Consider the following 20,852-nt stretch of genomic DNA (forward strand, 5'->3'; position numbering starts at 1 on the left):
TTCCCAGTAGTCTCCCGGTAATCCCTTCAGTTCCTCTAACTCTTCCCGCTTCTGAATCCGGTCCACCAGCAATAACAGCGACAGGGCGTCCTGGTACCGGCTCAGGTCCTCAAAGCCGTATTTGTTTAACTCCACCAACTCATAGTTGAACGAGGGAATATAATCGCCAAAGATTTCCTTGAGGGCGGTACGGTCGGCGAAGTTCCGGGCGGCGGTCCAGGGGGCGGGGCCGTCGTAGAAGATCAAGGGGAGGACTGGCGGATAACGGAAGTCCCTGGTGGAGGTAAGGCCGGGATGTTCCCGGTTGACCTCCTTCTCGTACTTATCCAGGACCAGGGTGATGTACTGGAGCATCTTGAAGGGAGCGCGGAAATTGACCTGGGACTCGTGTTCGACGATGGCGATGACAAAGAGGGGGGGATTATTTTTGAGGGAGATCCGTTTGACGGTATCGGAGTCCCGGTTTTCGAGGAGAAGGGGGAGGAAGCGTTCACTGACATCTTCGATATCGTCGGGGGAGAGGGCGTTGAAGATGGGGAGGGGGATAAAGCGGAGAAGGAAGTCGACAAAGAGACGGTGGTCATCGAGGATGAGTTTAAAGCTATTATCTTTCGGTTTGTGGATAGCCATGAAATACCTCCTGGAGTAATAAGGCACGGGGATGCAGGGTGCTTTAGTTTTTGGGAAAAAATATGAAAAAATGAGAGAAAAAGGGAGAGAGAAGTTAGGAATTAGGAGTGAGGAGACGACATCTTCCTCCCTTCTCACTCTCTTCGTTCGTGTAGTTCGTGTTGGTTCGTGGTTAAATTCTTTTGATAACAAGGTACTTATAAATTTTCTTTTTTTGCCGATACTATAGAATAATGATAACTTCCCCGATTTCTCAGCAGCGGCAGCGCCAGGTATGGATAAATCCTCGAAATTTCACTTTGGGGAGGGCCCTCTTGTTTTTCATTATCCAGTCTGCTTTGTTTTTATTTCAGCCCGGGAATGCGGCGGCTGAAAATGTACCAGGCCCCCTGTTGAGTTCCGGAAACCCGATGTTAGATGCCGGTAAAGAAGGGGTATACCGGCTTTTTCCTTCGATATATTATACGGATGCGATAAAAACCTCCCGGCACGAGGAGAATTTTAAACCCTATTGGGTAGCATCCGAATCGGAAATCGTGGTGGAGCCTCAGGTTGCCGGGCAGGATGAGTCCATCATCCTCAACGATGATATTCTGGCTTTTTACGGCCATCCCCGGTCGGAACGAATGGGAATTTTGGGAAGGTACTCTATCACTGATCTGGATACCCGGCTTTCGGAATTAGCCGTGGAGTATGGGGCGGTCAACGGCGGCCGGGGGGTACGGAAGGCTTTTTACCTTATTTACGGGACCGTGTGGCCCCAGGGGGAGATTGGTATACTGCAGGAATCAATTTTACTGGAGTATATTCAATATGCCCTGGAACGGGACATTTTGATATTTATTGATCACCAGATAGGCCGTTACGACCCCATAGATGCCCTCAAGAAGATGCTGCCCTATCTCCGGTATCCCAATGTCCACCTGGCCCTGGACCCGGAATGGCGTACCACCAAACCCATGCAGGAGATCGGCAGCGTTACCGCCGATGAGATCAACCGGGCCCAACAGGTGATACAAGATTACCTCCTGGAACATAATTTACCCGGAGAACGGCTGTTGGTAATCCATCAGTTTAATTGGCGGATGATTCAAGAGCGGGAAAAGGTGAAAAGCGACTTTCCCCGGGTCCGGCTGGTGCACTGCGCGGATGGTTTTGGATCTCCCACCCTGAAAGCAGCCTCCTACGCCTACAATGCCCAGGCCACCAATATGCCGATCAAGGGGTTCAAGCTGTTCTACAATTTTGGCATTCCCGGCGCGGGATACGACCAGCCCCTGCTCACCCCCAAACAGGTGATCGAACTTACTCCCCGGCCCTACATCATCATGTACCAGTAGAGCCGGGTCCGGCGCGGCTCAGTACCCCGCGGATTTATCCACCAGATTTAAGAGCGGTTCTCCCCGGATATAACGGCCCAGGTTGTCCAGGGCTATATTGAGGGCGATGTCATTATAATTCGGATGGAAGCCCGCATAGTGACCGGTGAGGATCAGATTGTCCAGATCCCACAGGGGTGAATCCTTCGGCAGGGGCTCCGGATCGGTAACGTCCAAGAGGGCCCCGGCTATGGTCTTGGTCCTGAGGGCTTCCAGAAGGGCCCCTTGATCCGTGGTGGCCCCCCGGCCGACATTGATATAGAGGGCGGTTTTCTTCATGACGGCGAATTCCGCGGCGCCAAAGGAATACCGGGTTTCTTCAGTCAGGGGAAGGATGTTCACCACCACGTCCGCGGCGGGGAGTTGGTCCCGCACTTTTGACGCGGAGACTACCGTAACGCCGTTTTCTTCCCGGGGAACCGGGGGACCGCTCCGGCGGACCCCGATCACCGACATCCCAAAGACCAACGCCGCCTGGGCGACCCCCGCCCCGATGGCGCCGTAGCCCAGGATCAGCATCGTTTTTCCCTCTAAAACCGACATTTCCTCCATGGGTATCTTGCGCCATTCGCGGCGGCTTTGGCAGGCAAAGGCCTGGGGAAGCTGCCGGTTCCAGGCAAGGAGCATCCCAAAGACGTGCTCGGTGATCTGTTGACGATGCATCCCCGAGGTGGAGGTCAGTTTGAAGGGAAGTCCCCGTAATTCGGGGTATTGCTGAAGCCAATCCGCCCCGGCGGACCAGAGTTGTACCCATTGGAGGCGGGGCATCCGGGAAATAAGGGAGAAGGGGACATCCCCAAACCCTATTTCCACTCGATCCACGAGGGGCTCCATCTCTTTTTCGTCCGAGGCGATAAAAACCTCCCTGCCGTCTCCCCCGGCCTTGATTTTTTCCACCGCCTCCGGTGCTATCCGTGCCCGGGGCAGGCATACCACTATAATCCCCTTGCCGGAATTTTTGTTACTGTATTCCATACCCCCAGCATACGGGGAAATAATAGATAAAATCAACAGCCGCCAAAGAATTCCCCCGTACCGGTAAAGACGATTAGGCGTATCCCGGGCAAAAAGTAAATGCTTTGCCCGGGATACGCCTGCAGGGAATATTTGACAGAGAACCTTTTAATTTGTTATACTAAAAGCTAATCTAAAACTTAGGTGGGGTTTTGAAAAGGCGCCGCCGGTCGGTTTTATAGAGGAGCAGATGGTGGCATCGGTCCATAAATATAAACGGGTTGAGAATAATCTGGTATTGGGGATAAAAAGCGCGGCCCGGGCCGCGGGCAGGCGGGCGCTTACATTGCTTAAAGCCTCCGGCAGGGTGATTACCCAGCGTTATACGGTGGTGGTGGTACCCCATTCGGAGAAAAGGGTATACAATTTACAGGTAACTGTTTTTTCGCTGCTATGTTTTGTGCTTATATTTATCGGCATGGCCGGGGTGTTTTTTTTCTACGGCCTTTCCACCAGTGGAACCAGACGGGGCTTGACGGATAACGATCCCCGGCTGAATGATGCCCAGGCAAGCCTGGATCAGCTGCGGGACGAGATAGCCCTGCTTCTGCGCCAGTCCCGGGGATTCCAGGCGACCCTTTCCAACACCCTTTCCACCCTGGGGACCGATGCCTCCGGCGGTAATGCCGGGAGCGCCGCAGGGGAGTTATCTTCATTTTTTGATATACGGGAGCTCTCTACCGGGACCCTGCAGGAGGTGACCGAAGTGCAGCAGCTGGCGGCGTATCTTTCCGCCGCGGTAGAGCCCTTGCAGGAACTCAGGACCATCCTGGACTCCCAGAATACGCTGCTCACGGAAATTCCCAGTATATGGCCCATAAAGGGGGGCATCGGCCATATTTCCTCGTTTTTCGGACAGAACATACATCCCTTTACCGGTCAATATTATATCCATAAGGGAATTGACCTGTCCACCTACCGTCAGGGGGATCCTATTGTAGCCACCGCCGACGGACAGGTGGTTACCGTGGATAGTGAACAGGGAGGGTTTGGAAATTATATCATTATCCGTCATAAGCATGGGTTTTATACCCGGTATGCCCATTTGTTATCATTCCGGGTAACCACCGGTCAAAGGGTGCAACAGGGGGAAATTATCGGCTATATCGGTAATACGGGGCTTTCTACCGGTCCTCACTTGCATTACGAGGTCCATATCGGTTCCGATGTGGTGGATCCCTTCAAATTTATCACCATTCGTTCCAACAATTCCCGAAACGGCCTTTAAAGAGTATTGCCATGTCAGCCAATAAACGGAAGGATTTCTCGATAAATACTATTATCGGCCCCGATACTTCGGTTTATGGGGATTTAGAATCCGGGGGCTTCACCCGGGTGGACGGCAACCTGCGGGGAAATTTGACCGCCCGCGGACGGGTGGTGGTGGGTGAAAAAGCCCGGATAAAAAGTGATATCAGCGGTACCAGTATAACTATCGGCGGGGTAGTATACGGCAATGTAGTGGCCAGCGAACGGGTGATCATCCTGTCTACCGGACTGGTATTAGGGAATATTGTGACCCGGCGGATCCAGGCCGACGAAGGCTGCCTGGTTCACGGCAGGGTGACGGTATGTAAAACCGACGAAAAATGGGACCAGGCCGCCGCTGAACTTCAACCGAGGCCGCAGCCCGAACCAGTATCCCCGGTCATACAAGACAATGGCTAAAATTCCCGACGGGTCGATTCCGTTATTTACCCCGGTTCCCTATACGCCTGTTCAAGGGGAGGCAAAAAAAGCAAAGGATAAGGCCCGGGCCGGGCAGATCCGGTCGTCCCGGTTTTCAACCCTTTTGGAAGAGGCCAACGAGCCCACGGAAGTTCCGGGGGAGTATTCCCCTTCCGAGGCGGCCCTTCAGGAGCTTTTGGATGCGGTCCACAGCAGCGGGGATACGCTTAAGAAACGGCCCTTCCCCGAGGAGATAAAGCAGTATAAAAGGGCGGTTAGAAACTTTCTTCACTATATTATAGAAAACGGCTTTGATGTGGAACGGCAAAGGGGCATTCCCAATTCTCAAAAGGCCGGATTTAAAGGGCCGCGGGAGTCTGCCAAGGAGTGCAAAGCCTATACCGTGGTGCAGGTGGTGGATCAAAAACTGGAACAATTAGCCGCGGGGATCCTGGCCGGTCAGGTTACCCAAATGGAAATTCTGGCCAAGGTTGATGAAATTACCGGACTCTTGGTTAATTTATTGCGTTAATGTAAAGAAGGGGAACCGCCCCCAAAAGGAGATGGTATGGGTAGTTCGGATAACTATAATGATATATTACCGGAGGATGCGGAAGATATCGCCGCACTGGAAGATAATCCGGCGGATGAGGAAAGTACCGATGTTATTGTTGCCCCGGTGGAAGGCCTTGAGTCCCTCGCGCCGGATACCCCGATATATCGGCTCAGGCTGTTTTATTCCCATGAAACTTTTTTAGCCGCCTATACGGGGGGATCCCTTGATACCGGAACCATGGTCATGGTTCCGACCCGGTACGGCCGGGATCTGGCCCAGATAATCGGTCCCATCCGGAGACGGGAAAATCAGATCATTTCGGAGCTGGCCCGGATAGAACGGCCCGCCTCCCCGGAGGATCTGGATAAAGCCGAGACCAACCGCCAACAGGAACAAGAGGCCTTTCGGATCTGCAGGGAAAAGATTGAAGCCCACAATCTGGAAATGAAGCTGGTATCGGTCCATTATCTTTTGGAGGAACCGAAAATTCTGTTTTTCTTTACCGCGGAAAGCCGCATCGATTTTCGGGAACTGGTAAAGGACCTGGTAAGCATCTTTAAAACCCGGATAGAACTCAGGCAGATAGGGGTACGGGACGAATCCCGGGTTGTCGGCGGCCTGGGGGTGTGCGGCCGGGGCTATTGCTGCCACATGGTCTCGGATAAATTAAAGCCCGTCTCCATAAAAATGGCAAAGGATCAGAACCTTTCCCTGAATTCCATGAAAATATCCGGGCCCTGCGGCCGCCTGCTCTGCTGTCTTGCCTATGAACACTGTTTTTACGGAGAACAGCGCCGGCTTTTTCCTCCGGAGGGATGTAAAATCAGCTACGACGGGGAGTTATGGAAAATCCTGGAGGTAAATATTGTGGTGGGAAGGGTAAAACTCGTCACCGAAGACGGCAGGCAGATCCAAATGACCGCTACGGACTTTGAGAAAAACGAGGGCCGCTGGAGCATTAAAAAGGGAGCGCAGGAAGCCAGGATTTAGCCTAGCCCCGCGGCCTTACGGAGCCGGTTTACGGTTCGGGCGGCAATGGGCCGGGCCTTTTCCGCGCCCTGGGCCAGGATAGTGTCGAGCCCCGCCGGGTTTGCCAGGAGTTCCTCAAAACGCTGCCGCAGGGGGGTCAGTTCCCGGTTCGCCACCCGGAAAAGTTCCTCCTTGGCCTCCCCCCAGCCCATGCCCCCCGCCCGGTAACGGTTTGCCAGGGCCGCTTGTTCCTCCGCGGTGGCAAAAAGTTTGTAGAGCAGGTATACCTGGGAGCTCTCCGGTTCCTTGGGCTCCTCCACCCCTTGGGAATTGGTGACTATCCGCATGATGAGCTTCCGCAGCTCCTTTTCCGGGGCAAAGAGGGGAATGGCATTGCCGTAGCTCTTGCTCATCTTCCGCCCGTCCAGGCCGGGCACCACCGCGACATTTTCCCGAATCGACACCTCCGGCACCCGGAGGAGTTCCGCCTTATAGTTGAAGTTCACCGCCTGGGCTATGTCCTGGGCCATCTCCACATGCTGGGACTGATCCTGTCCCACCGGGACCACATCGGAATCAAAAAGCAGGATATCCGCGGCCATCAGCACCGGGTAGGTAAAAAGCCCCATGTTGATCCCCGCATCGGGATCATCCCCCTTTTCGGCGTTTTCCTGAACCGCCGCCTTGTAGGCATGGGCCCGGTTCATAAGCCCCTTGGCGGTAAAGGCCATGAGGAACGTGGTAAGCTCAAAGGTTTCGGGGATGGAGCTCTGGCGGTAAAAGATGACCTTCTCCGGGTCCAGCCCCGAGGCCAGCCAGCCCGCGGCCACCTGCCGGATATGGGCGGTCAGCTCCACGGGGTCCTTCACCGTATTAAGGGCGTGATAATCGGCGATAAAATAACGGGCATCGTACTCTTTGGTAAGTTCCAGGGCCGGTTTTATGGCCCCAAAGTAATTACCGATGTGGAGGATCCCCGTGGGTTTGATCCCGGTAAGGGAAATTTTCTTCATAATGCTCATAAAATACCGGAAAAGGCCCGCTTTGTAAAGGGCAGGAATTGCCTCATAGTTACTCATGTTACGCAGGAAGAATAGGATTAACCACGAACGACACGAACACCACGAACTTTTGCTTCGATATTCCTGAATTTATACCTGAACTCTCTCTTTTGTTCGTGAGGTTTGTGTGGTTCGTGGTTTTTCTCTTCTTTGTTGAAGAATTGCCGCAGGGGACGACCGGCTATTGTGTAGATTTTCCGTAATTACTACAATAGGGCTTGCCGTGCAGATAGGGAAGAAAGAGAATTTGACCACGAAGGCGAATAAGGCGAAGAAGGGGAGAAAGGAGAGAGAAGATTTAAGCGAGGAGGGAGGAATGAGGAAGAATGCCCACTCTTCACTTTTCATTCTTAATTTCTTCTGCGCCTTTGTGGTGAATTTCTTAAATTCTGTATATGCATGGCCGTTTAGTGTTTACAAGGTACTACCGCAGGGAGATACAAAATGAAAAAGGCTTTTTGGGCATTTGCCGGGGTATTAATTGTGTTCTTTGCCGCCTGCGCCACCACCGGGAGCGGCGGGACCGTCCCTGCCCGCTATCAAGTTTCTCAAACGGTCCCGCCGGACGACAGCCCTGTTTTTGAGGGGGAGGGCGTAAGCCTGGGGGAAGCCATCGAGCAGTCGGCGGAAAAGATAGCGGCGGACCTGCCCGCCGGAAGCCGGGTGGCAATCGTGGCGTGGGAATCGCCCAGCGCCGGCCTTTCGGACTATATTATGGAAGAACTGACCGGCGCGCTGGTTGACCGGGACATGGAGGTGGCGGACCGCCAAAACCTTGAATATGTATACCGGGAACTGAACTTTCAGATGAGCGGAGAGGTGAGCGATGAAAGCGCCCGGTCCATCGGCAAATTCCTGGGCGCGGACCTGGTGATTACCGGGCAGCTTACGGAACTCGGCGGCCCCTACCGCTACCGGGCCAACGCGGTCAACGTGGAAAGCGCGGCCCGGGACAGCGTCACCCGCCTTGACGTGCGGGGGGACGCGGCGCTGCGGCGCATGGTTACCGCCCTTGCCAATCAAAAGCCCGCCGTCAAAACCGCCTCGTATGGAGAAACTGAAAAGGCCGCGCCGAAAACCGCCGGGACCTTCCTTGACCGGGGCATCCTGTTCGCCACCCGGGGGGATTATGAACTGGCCATAGCGGACTTTACCGAGGCGATCCGGCTGGACCCCAATTATGCCGCTGCGTATAACAACCGGGGAATTATGTATACCAACAAAGGGGACTACGATCGGGCCATAGCGGACTTTACCGAGGCGATCCGGCTGGACCCCAATGATGCCCTTGTGTATTACAACCGGGGATTTGTGTATACCAACAAAGGGGACTACGATCGAGCAATCACGGACTATACCCAGGCGATCCGGCTGGACCCCAATTTTGCCCTTGCGTATAACAACCGGGGAATTATGTATACCAACAAAGGGGACTACGATCGGGCCATAGCGGACTTTACCGAGGTGATCCGGCTGGACCCCAATGATGCCTTTGTGTATTACAACCGGGGATTTGCGTATAAGAACAAAGGGGACTACGATCGGGCAATCACGGACTATACCCAGGCGATCCGGCTGGACCCCAATGATGCCGATGCGTATAACGTTTTGGCTGTTTACGACGTTTTGCCAGCCCGAATAAGGGCTTTGCGAAGCAAAGACCAGGGCTGGCAAAATGTGCCGGAGCAACGGCGTGGGAATGGAGCGTAGCGGAATGACCTAGCCGTTGCGGAGGCCGAGCCGCCTACTGGCGGCGAAGCGTAAACAGTCCTGTTATGCGCCGTTAATTTCTGCTTCACTATTCTCAACTTTTATTTTTAATTGCCAATTCCCATTTTGTTCAAAGTATTCTTCAATAAAATGCAGGTTATTATCTACTTTTTTTGAAAGAGTCACTCCAAGATAAAATGTAGCTCTTGAAAGCCCTACATAAAGATATTTCAATAAAAGATTGTTTTGCAGCTTTTCCAATTGATCAAGATTATGAAAAAACACCGCTTCAAATTCAAGTCCCTTTATTTTATCAATTGAATATACTCTAACATCACTGCTGTCACCTAATACCATTCCATTTGGACATCCTAAAACAGGAATATCTCCTTCAAGTTGTTCATTAAGATTGTTGACAAAATCGTTTATATGCTCTTCTTCTGGCACGAATACGGCAACTGACGGCAGACTACCTACTGATTGTCTATAAATAACATCTATTTCCCTCACGCGATCTGCAATCCACTTTATTTTATCTTTCGTATTGCCTGATATTTTCATCAAAGGTTTAGGTTCTATGGGATTGTAGCCTATATATGAAATATATTCGGCATTTTTATTCGTTGAATATTGGTAAATTTTTTGGGCCAATGATAAAAGAGTCGGGCTTTGGCGATAAGATATTGTAAGATTTTCTATTTTTAAAGACTCTACTGCATTTGAAAAATCATCCCATTCCCTTATCCCATTAATTGTCATTCTTTGTAGCAGATCTCCGGAGAGCGTAATTGACGAGAATTCTGGATGGCCCAAACTATGCATTGCCAATAAATCTATTGCAGAAAAATCAGTTGCTTCATCAATTGCTATAACCGGTTTACAGTGCGCTCTATAGGTTGATATACAAGGGTGTTTAAGTCCTTGCCAGTATGAAGAAAAGCGCTTGTATATTTTTCGACAAAAAATATTTACAAAGCAAATCAAAAACGACCGTTCGTCCTGATGTAATAAAGAGTTGCCATTATCTTTTAATAAACCATCAAGAAGTCTAATATTCCAATCTTTATTTTCTTGCTTGTATTGTTCTTTTCTATACAGTTTGTATGTGGCTGGTATATCATTCAATAATGTTGAACATATTTTATTAAATATTGCGTCATCATCAATTTCTTTGTTTTTCCCTTGGGTTTCCATTTGCTTTTTTCGCATTTCAATTTTAAGACATTCCTGTAATAAATTCTCAATATCGTTAATGCTATTAGATATTTGATGATCATTAACATCTGCTTTGTTTTGTAGTTTTTCCAACTGACGCTTCAAATAATATTTTTCAAAATCATGAATCATTTCAATCGTTCTTCTTTGATTATTGAACAAACAATGATCTGTCTGATTGCCATCTGGTCTGTAAAATCTGAAAGCACGGTTTTCTTCTTCAACCCACCCGTATAACCGTATAATATCATCCCTCTGTTTTCCCCAGACTTTAACCGTATTATCACTTGCAATAAGACCTTCTTTAGCCATACTGTTTTTTAAGAATAATGCCAATAACTTGCTGGGAGAAAAGAATATCCAACTGGTTCTCTGATTATATAATATTTCTTTTTGCTTGGTGCTTAAAGTTATATACTCTTCTATTGTGCTTGACGTAAGAAATTTTATCCGCTGTATTAATGATGTGGTTTTTCCCGTGCCGGGACCACCATTAATAACAAGAGTCCCCCCATCAAATATTTTCTCACGTTTTATGGCGTCCTGCTTCGGATCAAGAATAGGCTGCCATCGCAATTCGGCATTTTGACGGATAAATTTCTGTGCACTGATTACTATGCTTTGTTGTTTTTGTTTTTCTTTTTCGAGTTTTCCTCGTAAATCTTCGGCCTCTTTTCTCTTCTGTTCTGCAATAGCCAACAATATTTCTTTCGCTTCTTTTCGTTCTGATTCAGCCTTTACTAAAATATTTTGCGCTTCTTCTTGCTCTATTATTACTTTGTCTAATCCTTCTTGTGTTTTCCTAATTTCTTGATTCATAAAAGCTAGTTTACTGATAAGTTCCGAAAGGTTTCGATATAAATATGTGTTTTTATCATTGGAAATATTGACTACAATATCATATGCTATAATGTCTTCATCAAAAGTAGGAACATATTTTGCCCTGTTATAAATTTTTATGGTGTTTTCATAGACCTCACCTCTAAATTTTCCCCGTACAGTATAACTATGTTCACCATCATAATTTTGTATAAGGATCGCCCCCAATGGTGCGTCTCTCGAAACTGATATATCATTACCATTACTTGTAAGCGCATCACCTGAGCTATGCTGACTTAGAACAATCCAAAATGTTTGTTCATCGTTGTTAAAACGCCCATCAGAACGCCCAAATGCTGGGTGTCGTATATTAGCTTTTATTTCCTGTTCTCTGTATTTTTTTATGCTTTGAGCAATCTTTTCAATGTTTTTCATTCAATTTTCTCCTTGTTTTATAAATTACCATAGAGAACTTTTTATATTTTGTCAATATCTATCCAGAAATATTCAGAAATTAATGGCACATAACAACCGGGGAAATACATATAATAGCAAAGGCGACTACGATCGAGCAATCGCGGACTTAAATCAAGCGATCCGGCTGGACCCCAATTATGCCGATGCGTATAACAACCGGGGAAATACGTATAATAGCAAAGGCGACTACGATCGAGCAATCGCGGACTTAAATCAAGCGATCCGGCTGGACCCCAATTTTGCCAATGCGCACCTTAACCGCGGAGTTGCGTATTACGGTAAAGGGGACAGGAACCGCGCTCGTGCGGACTGGATAAGGGCATTAGAGCTTGATCCGAATAATCAGGTCGCACGGAACAATCTGGCGAATTACTAGGCAGACAAACCGCTCATGGGGGCGGTTAAGCGCAATGGTGCCTGGCACCACCGTCATTCTTAATTCTCCTTTCTTCCCTTCTTCTCATTTAATTGACCGCGCAGCGGTCTACTTTGCGCCTTTGTGGTTAAATTCCATTAGTTCGGTTAAGCGCAATGGCGCCTGGCGCCACCATCATTCTTAATTCCTTTCCTTCCTTCCTCGCCTTCTGCGCCTTCGTGGTGAATTTCTTACATTGTCCGTATGGTTCGTGAGGTTTGTGTGGTTCGTGGTTTTTCTCTTCTTTGTTGGAACTGAGCATTGCTGTTCATTGATACAGGGCAAAGATCGCAGGGCCGCCGCCGGTATGCACAAAGACTACGTTTTCGTCCGGGGCGAAAAAGCCCTTCGAGAGCAGGTCCAGGAAACCGGCGAAGGTCTTGCCGGTGTATACCGGGTCAAGGAAAATACCTTCCTTTTCCGCCATAAACCGGATGGCGGCGTCACCTTCTTCCGAAGGCTTGGCGTAACCGGGGCCTATGTACTCTTTCAGTACCACGTCGTCTAACACAATATCCGTTTCGATTCCGGCGAGCTGTGCTGTTTCCCGGGCAAGTTTGTATATCTCCGCCTGAAAATCTTCCTCGACGGAAACCACGATGCCCGTAACCTTGGCGCCCAGCGTTTTCGCCCCCAGGAGGAGGCCCGCATGGGTGCCGCCGGAGCCTGAACAGCAAAGGATGTGGTGTACGGGAAAACCCAGTTCCCCGGCCTGGGAGGCGATTTCTTCGGCAGCGTCAAGGTAGCCAAGGGCGCCCAGGGGGACCGAGCCGCCTACGGGGATGAGCCAGGGCTTTTTGCCCGCGGCCCCCAGGGCTTCCATGGTGGTCTCTGCTTCGGCATACACATCGGCGTAGCTGTCGGTATCAACGAACCGCACCGGTACGTTCATCAGGCCGGCGAGCAGGAGATTTCCCCTGGGTTCGGTTACCCCCCGTTTTTTAAGGAGGAGCAGCACGTCCAGTCCAAGTTTCCTGCAGCACGCGGCGGTCAGAACCGCGTGGTTGCTCTGGGCGCCGCCCGCGGTCAGGATGGTATCGAAACCCCGGGCCTTTGCGTGGGCAAGCAGGTACTCCAGTTTGCGCACCTTGTTTCCGCCGAAAACAACGCCGGAAAGATCATCCCGCTTTATATAAAAATTGACCCCCGTTTCCCTGCTGATATTTTCCAGCCGGACCAGGGGCGTCGGGTACTGTCCCAGGCTTATTTTTTCTATGCCCCGCCGTATCGTTATTTCCTGCTGCATGATTCCTCCTCCTTACCAATTATATATAAATCGTCGTCGAGGATCTCGCCCCGGGCGACAAAATTGGTATCGCCGGTAAGGAAAAGACCGTATCCTCCGTCTTCTTTCCGGACAACTTCGACAAGCAAAAGCCCCCCCGGCGCGAAAAGCGATACCCGTTCCCCGCCTGCCGCTCCCCGGCATTTCAGGGCAAGGGCGGCGGACCCGGCCCCGGTTCCGCAGGCAAGGGTAAAATCTTCCACCCCCCGCTCGTAGGTCAAAAGATCAACGCCGTTGTCTTCACGGACCCGGCAAAAATTCACATTGGTCCCCTTGGGGAAGTCCGGGTGAAAGCGCAGGGTCCGCGCCAACTCGCGCAGCGTGTCGGGTGAAAAATCTTCACCTGTTCCCGAAGGGTCTTTCCAGGGAATCCCGTCAAGGACGATGTGGGGAATGCCGGGGTTCCCCAACTCAACATAGGTGTACCGGTAGGTCCTTCCCTGAACGGTTATGGAACGGCCTTCCTCCAGTACCGAGGGATCCTGCAGCCGTATTCTGAAGCGCCGCCGGGAAAGCCGCAGGGCCTCAATGTCCCCGGCCATGGTCTCTATGACGATGCGGCCGCCGGCTTCTGCCTCTTTCGGTGCCAGGCCCTCCTCAAAGACGTACCGGGCGACGCAGCGCATTCCGTTTCCGCACATCTCCGATTCACTGCCGTCGGCGTTGAATACCCTGACGGCAACGGCAGCGGCAACGCCGCCGCCGCCCCCGCCCCCATGCCGCGCCGCCTCGATCAGGAGGAGGCCGTCGGCCCCCAACGACAACTTTCTGGTACAGATCCGTCCGGCTATCCCGGGGATTTTTTCCTCCGGAATTTTTTCTTTGATGTTGTTGATGATAATAAAATCGTTTCCCGCTCCCTGGAGTTTATAAAAATTCATATGACATAATCCTCCGGCGACATGGCGGCGATAAAATCGGTGACCCGTTTGGGCATGGTCTTGCCGAAAATCTCCGCCGGCGTACCGTAGGCGGCCACTTCGCCGCCGTCAAGAAAGGCGATAAAGTCGGCGACCTCCCGGGCAAACAGCAGATTGTGGGTCACGATGATCATGGTGTTGTTTTCCTCAACCAGGGTTCGGATAACCTTGAGGACCTCCCGTTCAAGTTCCGGGTCCAGGGCGCTGGTGGGTTCGTCAAAGAGCAGCACGTCCGGCCGCATGCCCAGGGCCCGGGCTATGGCCGCCCGTTGCTGCTGGCCCCCGGAAAGGGTGGAAGGGTAACTGTCTGTTTTGTCGGCCAGATCAACTTTTTCAAGGAGGGCAAGGGCAAAGGCCCGGACCTCTTTGGGGTCTTCCTTTTTTACCAGTACCGGCCCTTCCATAATATTTTCCAGGACCGTCTTATGGGGAAAGAGCTGAAAGTTCTGGAATACCATGCCCGTATGCCGCCGGAGATCCAGAATATCCCGTTGACGGACAAAATGGGCTTTGGCCAGGGGTGAAAAGGTTTCGTTCCTTTCAAAACGGATCTCCTTGCCGGCCACCCGGAGTATCCCTTCGTCGGGGATCTCAAGCAGATTGATGCAGCGCAGCATCGTCGATTTTCCCGCGCCCGAGGGGCCGATAAGGGCGGTGGTCTTTCCCCGGGGGGCGTGGAAATTGATGTTCCGCAGCACCGGCAGGGCCTTGTGCAGCCCCAGTTTAAAGCTCTTTTTTACGGCGTCAAGGTAGACCATATCAGCGTCCTTTTGACAGGGCCTTTTCCATCTTTCCCTGGAGGGCGGTAAGGACGGTACAAAAGGCAAGGTAGATGAGGGCGGCCAGACAGTAGAGGAGCATGGGCTCGTAGGTACGGGCGGCGACACGCTGGGTGGTCTGGAACATCTCCGCGATGGTGATATTCGCCGCCAGGGAGGTATCCTTTACCAGGCTGATGAAGGTATTGCTCAGGGGGGGCAGGGCTATGGCAAAGCTCTGGGGCGCGATAATGCGCCGTAGGGCCTGCCATTTGGTCATACTCAACGAATAGGCCGCCTCCCACTGGCCCTTCTGTATGGCCAGGATGGAGGCCCGGATTGATTCGGAACAGTAGGCCCCGACATTTAACGAAAAGGCCGCTATGGCCGAGGGAATGGCCCCCAGTTTAATGCCCATACTGGGGAGTCCGAAGAACACGATGTAGAGCTGCACCAAAAGGGGCGTCCCCCGGAATACCCAGACATAGCACGAGGCGATTTTCTGCAGAACCGTTACCTTTGAAAGGCGCATAAACGCGGTAATAGAGGCGATTACCAGGCCCACGCCAAAGGAAGCTATGGTCATGGGCATGGTAAGCAGCAGCCCTGCCTTGAGCATGGGCCAGAAGGCTTCGCCGATTATTCTGATGGGCCGCGACCAGTCCGTCATTTGTAGCGCCTACCGCTTGGACACATCAAGGTTGAGGTATTTCTGCGACAGCCTGGTCAGGGTCCCGTCGGCGGAAAGTTCCGACAGCGCTTTGTTGATAGCGTCCAGCAGTTCTTTCTGGTTCTTCGCGAGGATCACCGCGCTTTCGGTTACATCCGTGGAAGTGGCTACCACCTTGGTGGGGCTTTCGGGATGTTCCTTGAGGTAATCGGCAAAGGTTACATCGTCGTTGATGGTTGCGTCGGCCCGCCGGTCAATAACCAGCTGTACCGATTCGTTGAACCCATCGGTCCCGATTATCTTCGCGCCGTACCGTTCCCCAAGCTGGGCCCAGTTGCTGGTAATGGTCTGGGCCGAAGACTTGCCGTTCAAGTCCTCGAAGGTTTTAATGCCGTCGTTATCCGCCCGCACAATGACCACCCCATGGGTGTAGGTATAGGGAACGGTGAAGTCATACTTCTCCTTCCGTTCCGCGGTAACCCCCACCTGGTTGATCACCGTGTCCCAAAGGCCGGAATCAAGCCCGATAATAAGCGAATCCCACTTGGATTCGACAAATTTGGGCGTTACCCCAAGCTTTGCGGCAATGGCCTCGGCCACTTCCACATCGTAGCCGATAAGTTTGTTGGTCGCCGCATCATGGTAGGTGTAGGGCGGGTAGGTCCCCTCAATACCGATAACCAGTTCCCCCGCGGCCTTAATCCGCTCCAGGGAATTGGCGGCGCTCTCTTTTTTTGCCCCGGCAAAAGCGGAAACCGCCAGCACAAGGACCAGTCCAAACACAAACAATTTTTTCATATAAAACCTCTCCCGGCATCCCGGGCAGAACCTCTCGTTCCAGGTTAGTCCTGCGGGGAGTATATCCCCGTCCCGGCCTGACGCCTGTATCTAGTGCGGATACCGGTCAACGACCGGCTGCATATCCGCGTAATTCCTGTTCCGTTACGCCGCTTCCAACGCCTGTTCCACATCCGCCAGCAGATCCTCGATATCCTCAATGCCGATGGAAAGGCGCAGCAGGCCGTCCTCTATACCCGCCTTTTTCCGCAATTCCGGGGAAAAGGCTTCGTGGGTCTGACTTGCCGGATGGCACACCAGGGATTCAACGCTGCCCAGGCTTACGGCAAAGTCAAACAGCGAAAGCGCGCCGATAAAACGCCCGGGATCGCAGCCTTCCCGTAACACAAAGGACAGCACCGCGCCGAATCCCCGGCTCTGGGATTCCTGGATGCGGCGGTTCTCCTCACCTATGGAGGGGTAAAAAACCCGCTTGACCTTTGGGTGGGTACGGAGCAGATCCACCAGGGCCGCGGCGTTGGCGCACTGGCGATCCATCCTGAGGGCGAGGGTTTTTATGCTCCGTTCAAGCTGATAGGAATCCGCCGGACTTAAGGGATTCCCCAGGGTATTCTGGAGCAGTTTTACCTTTTCGGCTTTTTCTTCGTCGTTCAGGACCAGCGCCCCGGCCAGAATGTCCGAATGGCCCCCATAGTACTTGGTCGCCGAATAGACCACGATATCGGCCCCCAGATCCAGGGGCCTTTGCAGATAGGCCGACATAAAGGTATTGTCCACCATCAGGGTAATACCCCGGCCATGGGCCTGCTCCGCCAGGCGCCGTATATCCGTAACCCGGAGCAGCGGATTCGAGGGGCTTTCCAGAAAAATCCCCCGTACGTCGCCGGGGAGACCGTCAAAATCCAGCGTGTTAAAGTCCTCCACCAGATCGTAGAAAAGCCCTATGCTGCCGAACAGTTTTGAGGCATAGCGAAAAGTCCCGCCGTATACGTTGTCGTTCAGCAGAATCCGGTCGCCACTTTTGAACAAGTGAAAAGCCGTGCTGGTTGCCGCCATGCCGGAACTGAAGGCAAAGGCATAGCGGGCCCCTTCCAGCAGGGCAAGGCGTTTTTCCAGGGCAAGCCGGGTCGGATTGGTCCCCCTGGTGTAGACATGGTTCTGAAATTCCCCCAGTTTCGGCTGCCGGTAGCTTGTCGCGAGATGGACCGCCGGGACCACATCGCCGGTGTTTTCCCCCGGCTTCCCGTCTCCATGAACCGCAAGGGTAGTAAATTTCATGACCCGTCCTTTATTGAGTATTATTATCGTTTTAATAGGATATATCAGTGAAAAAATTTTGTCAATAGCGCCGGGGTGTTCAGGGGTAGGTAAAATGCATAAAAAGGCGTATAATAAAATAGATGGAATATATTGAGATAATTTTTCGGCTGGCTGGGAGTCTGGGACTTTTTCTCTATGGGATGAAGGTGATGAGCGACGGCATCCAGCAGGCTGCCGGGGACCGGCTGCAGAAGGTCCTGGGCTTCATGACCGGAAACCGGTTTGCGGGGGTTTTGACCGGGTTTGGGGTAACCGCCATCATCCAGTCTTCCTCGGCGGTAACCGCCATGGTCATATCCTTTGTCAATGCGGGGCTCCTTACCTTGATCCAGGCCATTGGGGTGATCATGGGGGCCAATATCGGCACCACCGTTACCGCCTGGATCGTCTCCCTGGTGGGTTTTTCCCTCAATATCTCCGCCCTGGCCGTGCCTGCGGTGGGGATTGGATTCATCCTCAAGGTAAGCCACCGGAAAACCCGGGATTTTGGGGAGGTGCTCCTGGGGCTGGGGCTGCTCTTTCTGGGGCTGGATTTTCTGACCAAATCCATGCCCGCCCTCAGCGCCGAGGCCTTTGATTTTGTCGGAGCCTTTTCAAATCTCGGTTTTCTTTCCACCCTTCTGGGGGCCGGGGTAGGGTTCGTCATCACCCTGTTGACCCATTCCTCCAGCGCCTCCACCGCCATCGTCCTCACCATGACCTTCAAGGGGGTGATCGGGTTCCCCATTGCCGCGGCCATGATCCTGGGGGCCAATATCGGTACCACCGTTGCGGCGGCCATGGCCGCGATTGGGACCAAAACCGCGGCGAAACAGGCCGCCCTGGTGCACATCCTTTTCAACGTGATCGGCTCGGTGTGGGCCCTGATCTTTTTCCGGCCCCTCATCGCCCTGGTGGACTTTATCACCCCCGGGGAAATAGTCGGGGCGGGGGTTACCACCCATCTGGCCATGTTCCATACGGTTTTTAACCTGCTTAACACCCTGGTTTTCCTGCCCTTTGTCACGCCCTTTGCGTCCCTGGTAAGCTTCCTGATAAAGGGGGAGGGACCGGCCCCGGGTCCCTACCGGCTCAAATACCTCTCGGGTTCCATTCAAAACACGCCGGAATTCAACATCCTCCGGGCGGAAAAGGAGATCCGGGATATGGCGGGGATCGCCTCCTCCATGTTTGCCCAATTCAGGGTCGTCATGGAAAATATCGATGCGGAGAAGGCCGCTGTCCTGGTGGAGGATCTTAAAAAGAAGGAAAGCCTCGCCGATGAAATGCAGGAAGAACTGACCCGTTTCCTGATCGAATGTTCCTCCAATTCCCTGAATCAACGGTCGGAACACCACGTATCCCAACTGCTCAGGGTGATAGCGGAACTGGAGGATATGATCGACGATTGTTACGGCCTGAGCATCATCCTGGAACGGGGGGTCAAAAAAGAGATGATATTTAAACAAAAGGAGATGGAGGCCCTCTCCCCCTATGCAGGGCTGGTGGAGGAGTTCCTTTCCTTTGTCCAGGCCCGTTTAGGGGCCCGCTTTTCGGAGGCGGAGCGGAACCATGCGGAGGAATTGGAACAGCGGATCCACGGTTCCCAGAAAAAGCTCCGTAAACTGGGCCGTAAGCGGATCGAGGCCGGGGAAAATGTAAAAACCGAGCTCCTCTTTATCGACATGGTCCGGCGGATCGAAAAACTGGGGAATTACTGTTACCACATATCCAAGGTCCTGAGCCCCCAGGCCCAGGTTGTCTCCTAGCAGCCGGTCCTTGCCAGGGGCATAACTATCGGTTAAGCTGGAGAGGTTATGGCTCACCGGCTTATACTGAAAAATTTCCGCATCGTGGATGAAACCATGGACCGGATCGGTTCGGTGGTCATTGAGGACGGGTTTATCCGGGAACTGATCCCCGGTCCGGCCCCCTCTGATGCCGGCTGCATCATCGACGGTGAACGCCTATGCCCCCCAGGGACCGGCGGCCCGGCGGTGCTTTTGCCCGCGTTGGTGGATCTCCATGCCCACTTTCGGGACCCCGGTTTTCCGGATGATGCAACCGGTCTTCCCGCGGAAACCCTGGAATCGGCGGGGCTGGCCGTCGCGGCCGGGGGTTACGGGACCGTGGTCTGTATGGCCAATACCAGGCCCGTAATTGATACCGCCGAAAAAGCGGCCCGCCTCAAAAACCGTTCCGATGCCCTGGGCCTTATCGACCTCTACCCGGTGTTGTCCCTTACCCGGGCTATGGAGGGCCGGGAACTTTCCGGTATCACAGCCCTGGCTGCTCCAGCCGGAGGAGCCCCCGGGCCCTATACCCCCCGGCTCCTCTCCGAGGACGGCCGGGACGTGGCCGACGACGGCCTCTTCCTCGCGGCCCTTACCGAGGCCCGCCGTTTAGGCCTCCCTGTTTCCTGCCACTGCGACGCCGGCGGGCCCGAGGCCGAGGCCGCCCGGCAAGCCGGACAGGGCCGGGAGCTGTGGAGCCGTATTGAGGAGAACCAGGGGACCCGCCGGGCCCTGGCGTTGGGCCGGGAAGCGGGCTGCCATATTCACATCGCCCATGTGTCCACCACGGAAGCGGTGGACCTTATCAGGGCGGCCAAAAAAACCGTAAAATCGGGGCGCGGGGGGGTGGATGCGACTCCCGGTTCATTTTTCCTCACTTGTGAGGCCACCCCCCACCACATCGCCCTTACCGAAGAAGATGCCCGGCGCCTGGGACCTGAGTCCCACGGCCGGGTAAACCCGCCCCTGCGGTCCGAAGTGGACCGGCAGGCCCTTATCGCCGGGATCCTGGATGGGACCATCGACGCCATTGCCACGGACCACGCCCCCCATACCCAGGCCGGCAAGGCCGCGGGCGCGCCGGGTTTTATTGGCCTGGAGACGGCCTTTGGGGTGTGTTTAACGGAACTGGTCCGGGGCCCGGGCCCCGGGGGGATAAGCCTTTCGCGGCTTTCCGCCCTGATGAGCGGGGCCCCCGCCCGGATCCTGGGCCTGGGGGGGGACCGGGGCCGGATCGCGGCGGGGTTCCGGGCGGATCTGTTTATCGCCGATAGCAACGCGGTCCAAACCGTGGAGGCGGATCTTTTTAAGTCCCGGGGCCGTAACACTCCTTTTTCGGGCCGGGAATTGCGGGGTATGGTTCTGATGACCATCCACGGCGGCCGGGTTGTTTTTGATGCCCGGTAACGCTATAAT

At 53.3% G+C, this 20,852-nt stretch carries 20 protein-coding genes; 10 read left to right on the forward strand and 10 right to left on the reverse strand.

The genetic code is table 11. The features are described 5' to 3' along the window. Positions 1-630, reverse strand: a 630-nt coding sequence (locus tag LQZ21_RS12170) for an Rpn family recombination-promoting nuclease/putative transposase (protein ID WP_411044753.1), incomplete at its 3' end; no start/stop codon positions are given. A gap of 410 nt (positions 631-1,040) precedes the next feature. On the opposite strand from LQZ21_RS12170, the gene LQZ21_RS12175 reads away from it, so the two are divergent. After that, on the forward strand, positions 1,041-1,970 hold the full coding sequence (locus LQZ21_RS12175; RefSeq protein ID WP_411044754.1) for a hypothetical protein: 930 nt from the start codon (positions 1,041-1,043) through the stop codon (positions 1,968-1,970). Between the two features lie 18 nt (positions 1,971-1,988). On the opposite strand, the gene LQZ21_RS12180 is transcribed toward LQZ21_RS12175, so the two are convergent. Continuing rightward, positions 1,989-2,984, reverse strand: coding sequence for a D-2-hydroxyacid dehydrogenase (locus LQZ21_RS12180; protein WP_411044756.1), 996 nt, complete (start codon positions 2,982-2,984; stop codon positions 1,989-1,991). A 232-nt stretch (positions 2,985-3,216) separates the two neighbouring features. On the opposite strand from LQZ21_RS12180, the gene LQZ21_RS12185 reads away from it, so the two are divergent. From LQZ21_RS12185 to LQZ21_RS12200, 4 genes are read left to right on the forward strand one after another with little or no spacing between them, the layout of a single operon-like run. Beyond that, a complete protein-coding gene (locus LQZ21_RS12185) occupies positions 3,217-4,251 on the forward strand; it encodes a M23 family metallopeptidase (protein WP_411044800.1) in 1,035 nt (344 codons plus the stop codon). 11 nt (positions 4,252-4,262) lie between these two features. After that, positions 4,263-4,691 carry a bactofilin family protein gene (locus LQZ21_RS12190; RefSeq protein WP_411044758.1) on the forward strand — a complete coding sequence of 143 codons (429 nt, stop codon included), beginning with the start codon at positions 4,263-4,265 and terminating at the stop codon, positions 4,689-4,691. Continuing rightward, positions 4,684-5,223 (forward strand): YaaR family protein, encoded by a 540-nt coding sequence (locus LQZ21_RS12195; protein ID WP_411044760.1) that lies wholly within the window; start codon positions 4,684-4,686, stop codon positions 5,221-5,223. The genes LQZ21_RS12190 and LQZ21_RS12195 overlap by 8 nt, the downstream gene beginning before the upstream one ends. A gap of 36 nt (positions 5,224-5,259) precedes the next feature. Further along, positions 5,260-6,237 (forward strand): PSP1 domain-containing protein, encoded by a 978-nt coding sequence (locus tag LQZ21_RS12200; protein ID WP_411044761.1) that lies wholly within the window; start codon positions 5,260-5,262, stop codon positions 6,235-6,237. On the opposite strand, the gene LQZ21_RS12205 is transcribed toward LQZ21_RS12200, so the two are convergent. Further along, positions 6,234-7,229 (reverse strand): tryptophan--tRNA ligase, encoded by a 996-nt coding sequence (locus LQZ21_RS12205; protein ID WP_411044763.1) that lies wholly within the window; start codon positions 7,227-7,229, stop codon positions 6,234-6,236. The genes LQZ21_RS12200 and LQZ21_RS12205 overlap by 4 nt on opposite strands. 271 nt (positions 7,230-7,500) lie before the next feature. On the opposite strand from LQZ21_RS12205, the gene LQZ21_RS12210 reads away from it, so the two are divergent. Together LQZ21_RS12210 and LQZ21_RS12215 are read left to right on the forward strand one after the other, a co-directional pair. Continuing rightward, positions 7,501-7,725, forward strand: coding sequence for a hypothetical protein (locus LQZ21_RS12210; protein ID WP_411044764.1), 225 nt, complete (start codon positions 7,501-7,503; stop codon positions 7,723-7,725). Continuing rightward, positions 7,722-8,987, forward strand: a complete 1,266-nt coding sequence (locus LQZ21_RS12215; protein WP_411044766.1) for a tetratricopeptide repeat protein — start codon at positions 7,722-7,724, stop codon at positions 8,985-8,987. The genes LQZ21_RS12210 and LQZ21_RS12215 overlap by 4 nt, the downstream gene beginning before the upstream one ends. 63 nt (positions 8,988-9,050) lie before the next feature. On the opposite strand, the gene LQZ21_RS12220 is transcribed toward LQZ21_RS12215, so the two are convergent. Then, entirely contained in the window at positions 9,051-11,456 is a 2,406-nt protein-coding gene (locus LQZ21_RS12220; RefSeq protein WP_411044767.1) for an ATP-binding domain-containing protein, read from the reverse strand. Positions 11,457-11,538: 82 nt separating this feature from the next. On the opposite strand from LQZ21_RS12220, the gene LQZ21_RS12225 reads away from it, so the two are divergent. Beyond that, on the forward strand, positions 11,539-11,874 hold the full coding sequence (locus LQZ21_RS12225) for a tetratricopeptide repeat protein (RefSeq protein WP_411044769.1): 336 nt from the start codon (positions 11,539-11,541) through the stop codon (positions 11,872-11,874). A gap of 307 nt (positions 11,875-12,181) precedes the next feature. On the opposite strand, the gene LQZ21_RS12230 is transcribed toward LQZ21_RS12225, so the two are convergent. The 6 genes from LQZ21_RS12230 to LQZ21_RS12255 form a co-directional block, all read right to left on the reverse strand. Then, positions 12,182-13,159, reverse strand: a complete 978-nt coding sequence (locus LQZ21_RS12230; protein ID WP_411044771.1) for a 1-aminocyclopropane-1-carboxylate deaminase/D-cysteine desulfhydrase — start codon at positions 13,157-13,159, stop codon at positions 12,182-12,184. Further along, positions 13,144-14,079 (reverse strand): diaminopimelate epimerase, encoded by a 936-nt coding sequence (dapF, locus tag LQZ21_RS12235; RefSeq protein ID WP_411044774.1) that lies wholly within the window; start codon positions 14,077-14,079, stop codon positions 13,144-13,146. The genes LQZ21_RS12230 and dapF overlap by 16 nt, the downstream gene beginning before the upstream one ends. After that, positions 14,076-14,876, reverse strand: a complete 801-nt coding sequence (locus tag LQZ21_RS12240) for an amino acid ABC transporter ATP-binding protein (protein ID WP_411044776.1) — start codon at positions 14,874-14,876, stop codon at positions 14,076-14,078. Before LQZ21_RS12240 ends, dapF begins: the two co-directional genes overlap by 4 nt. Position 14,877: 1 nt before the next feature. Further along, entirely contained in the window at positions 14,878-15,546 is a 669-nt protein-coding gene (locus LQZ21_RS12245) for an amino acid ABC transporter permease (RefSeq protein ID WP_411044778.1), read from the reverse strand. Positions 15,547-15,555: 9 nt separating this feature from the next. Beyond that, complete coding sequence (locus tag LQZ21_RS12250; protein WP_411044780.1) at positions 15,556-16,344, reverse strand: amino acid ABC transporter substrate-binding protein; 789 nt, start codon at positions 16,342-16,344, stop codon at positions 15,556-15,558. Between the two features lie 144 nt (positions 16,345-16,488). After that, a complete protein-coding gene (locus LQZ21_RS12255; RefSeq protein ID WP_411044782.1) occupies positions 16,489-17,622 on the reverse strand; it encodes a trans-sulfuration enzyme family protein in 1,134 nt (377 codons plus the stop codon). 122 nt (positions 17,623-17,744) lie between these two features. Between LQZ21_RS12255 and LQZ21_RS12260 the strand changes: the two genes are divergently transcribed. Both LQZ21_RS12260 and LQZ21_RS12265 read left to right on the forward strand, forming a co-directional pair. Then, positions 17,745-19,412 carry a Na/Pi cotransporter family protein gene (locus LQZ21_RS12260; protein WP_411044784.1) on the forward strand — a complete coding sequence of 556 codons (1,668 nt, stop codon included), beginning with the start codon at positions 17,745-17,747 and terminating at the stop codon, positions 19,410-19,412. 48 nt (positions 19,413-19,460) lie between these two features. After that, on the forward strand, positions 19,461-20,843 hold the full coding sequence (locus LQZ21_RS12265; RefSeq protein ID WP_411044786.1) for a dihydroorotase: 1,383 nt from the start codon (positions 19,461-19,463) through the stop codon (positions 20,841-20,843). Positions 20,844-20,852 lie beyond the last annotated feature (9 nt).

Source organism: Treponema sp. TIM-1, from assembly GCF_046533115.1.
Classification (GTDB): Bacteria; Spirochaetota; Spirochaetia; order Treponematales; family Breznakiellaceae; genus JAIRMO01.